Genomic DNA, 3,689 nt, shown 5'->3' with positions numbered 1-3,689 from the left:
CTAGGTGAAGTACAGAAATTGTGATGCCAATTTATGAGAGGAAGGGGTTGGCGATGTCAACCCCTTCCTCTCCCGTATAAAAATGATTATCATTCTCATAAATTGTACATTTTATTTTTTGGAAGTCCCTTAAGCTATAATAAGTCAAAATTTACGTTCAATTCTCAAAGGTTGATCGGGAGAAAGTTTTTTAATCTCTGTTGTTAAATCATCCCAAGGCTGTAATTGATTAATTTGAAAAGTGCGACTCATTACAACATAAATAGAAGTTTGGTCACAACCAATACCTGCATTAATTACATTCAACCAAGACTTAGCAAAAAGTTCATCTGTAATATGCCAACTTCCATCTTCATATTTAAAATAACGCATGAAATAAAAAGGTGCATCTTGTTTACCAGTAATCAGAATTTTTTGTAATATTTTTCTAATTAAATTTGGGAAAAAACGCCCAAAAGTTAACATTACTAACCTCATAATTATTAACTTAACAGGTGACATTTGAGTTTGTTTTGCCCAACCCATATTAGCAGAAATAACTATTTCATCCTGAAATATTTTCACATCATAATCACCGTTCAAATGACTAACTGCATTAAGAATTTTTTTCCCTTTTCTAACTTGTAGTGATAAATGAGTATCAGAAGCCACTAATTTTTGGTCACGAAATAACTTAAAAACACCACCTTTATTCAGACTCACATATAATTCTGTTCCTGGTCGTCGTTTAATCAAAATTTGAGCTTCTTTTAACCAAATACTAGCAACATCACGATTCATATCAACAGGTCTTTCAGTAATAAAATCTCGCCATGTCAACAAATAATTCCAGGTATGATGACCAATAATATGATCGTCGGCATAACAAGGAGCTAAACCATTTTTTAAACCTATTAAAAATTGGTCGTTAATCGACAAAGCACCAGGCAACCATTTACCGACTAATTCAAATCCGTGAGGAAAAAAGTTATAGGTATTGCGACTAGCATATTCTCCACCAAAAGAACCATCAGGATGAATAAATTGGGCAGCTAATTCGACCGCTTTAGTAATAATATCTTTTAATTTTTCACTCTTGTTTAATTCATAAATTCTGGCTAAACAAGATATTGTGAGAGTATGATAACCAGGATCAAAACCGGAATATTCTGTAAACCATCCTTCCTGACTCTGCCAACTTAATAATCTTTCAAGACGAGCTGCTTTTGCTGTATCCCATTTAGAAGTTTCTAATAATCTACTTAGTAATTCCAAACACAACACAATTAATGCTTCGTGGTTAGCCAATTTACCACTTTCATAATGATGAACTAACCAATCTGCTCGTTTCTCAAAAAAACTGAGGATTTCGTAGTTATTTAATCCTAATGTTTGATAACTTTCAATACTAGCTAATAAAGAAAAAGCTGTTGCTCCACTAGCTCGTTCAAATGGGAAATAATCATCACAAGAACCGTCAGTATGAGCAGTATGAGCAGCATATAAAATTCCGGCTTCTACCCATTTATGTATCATTTCCTGAAGATAATATGGATTATTAGGAATTTCTAAACTATAAGCTAGAGCTAAAGGCAAGACAAATTCTTGAGCCATACCACTTGGAAAATCTATAATTTTATAATGCCAAAAATTGCGGTCAAAACACCCGTAGGTTGGGCTATGTAAATTGCGGTCTAGTAATGTCAAAATTTTTGGTATTTGAGCTAATGCTTCTTGAGCAAATAAGTATCTCATCTGATTTTTTTCGGTGTTAGCTATGTCATTTTTGCTGGAGGATGAATGAGATTCTATATCTGATAAATCAGTTTGATTAGTTATGGGTGACTGAGGATTTTTCATATCTATACTTTGATTGATTTTCTTGTTAATATAGCAATTCCCAAAAAGCGTGAGGGTAAGCATTCAGCCGTCAGCTAGCCTCTTGCCTCCTCCGGAGGAGCTGCGCTTTTCATGTCGCGTTTGCGTTAGCATGACCTAGGAAAGCGAAACAGCTAGCCTCCTGGGTCGGAACTTCGCTCTTCAGTTATGAGTTATTAACTTATTATCACACTCTATGGAGGAATTAGTCGCCTTACGAAAATTCAATGTTATGAATAAAAAGCTCACATGACCGCTAACCGAAGTAAAGTCCTGTATGTTTAAAAGCTGAATGCTGAATGCGAGCTAGCTGAATGCTTACCCGTGAGGTACAAAATTCGTAATTTTTAGGGAGTAGGGAGTAGGGAGTAGTAATTCGGGAAACAGGGAATAGAAAAGAAGAAAAACAAGTGTACCTCATTAGCTTGATAAACCCTATACTTTTCTCTAATTTCTAGAAATTAGCAGTTAGTTATCAATTTATTTTTTTGCAGTATCAAAATGAAAGTCTGATATAGCAACCCTATTTTATTCCTGTCAAAACTTAACTCTTAACTGGTAAGAGTTTCAGTTTTTTTATTTACTTTTTGATTACCCGCAACCTATGCGCGGATTGCTATATAGCAACCCTAAATCATTTATAAAAAATTAAAAATCTGCTCCTGCTTTTAAACTAGCTTCTAAACCTGCCATAAATGCTTTGGCTAAACCTTGGTTTGTGGGGAAACTAACAATGCGATCTACTCCATATTCTTTGGCAATTTCAACTGTTCGATCTTGACTACCATTATTAATTATTAGCCATTCAATAATATCTACTCCTGGTAGTTGTCGAGCCAAAGTAGTTAGAGTTACTCCTAAAGATTTTTCTTCGTTGTAGCAAGGTATTTGAATAATTAATTTTTTCATTGGATAGATATTTTTCCGGCGTTGCCTCAAGGAACTTTAATAGAATCTAGAAACGTAAGTATTCAGCTTTTGAAATAATCAAGCAAGGACTAAGATTAGTTGATGACCTTTTTTTCCTGCGGAATGCTGCGCAAACATATTTCACTGTTTGGAAACTAATTCCTCCTTCGGTGTGATAATAAGTTAATAATTTATAGCTGTTTTGCTACCGCACAACTTCATTTTGCTGGTGCAAAACTTTCTGTTTGTCATGCTCCGCAAACGCTTTTCATGTCGCGGAGCGAAACAGCTGTCGTCAACATGAAAAATCTAGTTCATCTGTAGGAAGCTAGCTGACGGCTGAATGCTTACCTAACAATTAAATATTATAATTTTGAAACAGACTATCACTATTTGGTCTTTAAAGACAAAATAAACTTTTGACTTTTGATTTTTGACTTTTGATTTTTGACTTTTTTTTGGACTTTACCTGCTTGTGTTGCTATCTCTACTACCAACTCCAATAAATTTTCTGAAATTTTATAATTCAAGATAAAACCTTTACGGAAATATACTGACACTGGATGAAGGATATATATTAAGGATTAATTATAGGTATATACAACACTCAATTAGTTATGATAAATTAGGGAAGAGTTAACATAAACTGAAAATCTTTCAGAGTTAATTTATAAATACGATCAAAAGAAAGCCTGATTTTGTCTAAAGTGAGGTAGCGATCGAATAAGTTAATCTCCAAAAGTTAGCATTAACTTAGCTAACGCAAGATTCCTAAACTAGAGATTGCTAGGACGGATCTAACTGTTGGGTAAACTCAAATAATTGCTTTCTGTTCCCTTCCCCTCTTCAATAATTCATAATTAACAATTAATAATTACCTCTTCTTATAAAGAAGAGGATTGGCTAAAAGGATTTTTTTCTTA

General features: G+C 33.9%; 2 protein-coding genes and 1 pseudogene. All 3 read right to left on the bottom strand.

The window, feature by feature from the left end:
* Positions 1-144 precede the first annotated feature (144 nt).
* The 3 genes and pseudogenes from F6K22_RS35485 to F6K22_RS35475 all read right to left on the bottom strand — a co-directional run bounded on the left by F6K22_RS35485 (position 145) and on the right by F6K22_RS35475 (position 3,326).
* Positions 145-1,734 (bottom strand): hypothetical protein, encoded by a 1,590-nt coding sequence (locus F6K22_RS35485; RefSeq protein WP_293109247.1) that lies wholly within the window; start codon positions 1,732-1,734, stop codon positions 145-147.
* A gap of 777 nt (positions 1,735-2,511) precedes the next feature.
* Positions 2,512-2,766: pseudogene (locus F6K22_RS35480) on the bottom strand (glycosyltransferase family 2 protein); the annotation flags it as partial.
* Positions 2,767-3,155: 389 nt separating this feature from the next.
* The gene (locus tag F6K22_RS35475; protein ID WP_293109246.1) at positions 3,156-3,326 is read right to left on the bottom strand and encodes a hypothetical protein; all 171 of its coding nucleotides are present in this window, start codon (positions 3,324-3,326) and stop codon (positions 3,156-3,158) included.
* Positions 3,327-3,689 lie beyond the last annotated feature (363 nt).

Origin of the sequence: Okeania sp. SIO2F4, assembly GCF_010672385.1 — a bacterium.
Classification (GTDB): domain Bacteria; phylum Cyanobacteriota; class Cyanobacteriia; order Cyanobacteriales; family Microcoleaceae; genus Trichodesmium.
The sequence above is the reverse complement of the archived record's forward strand: the minus strand, read 5'-3'. Positions and strand labels throughout refer to the sequence as shown.

What these genes read in the sequence shown, in the direction of transcription:
- F6K22_RS35485 (WP_293109247.1), bottom strand. Translation starts at nt 1,734, where the DNA reads ATGAGATACTTATTTGCTCAAGAAGCATTAGCTCAAATACCAAAAATT.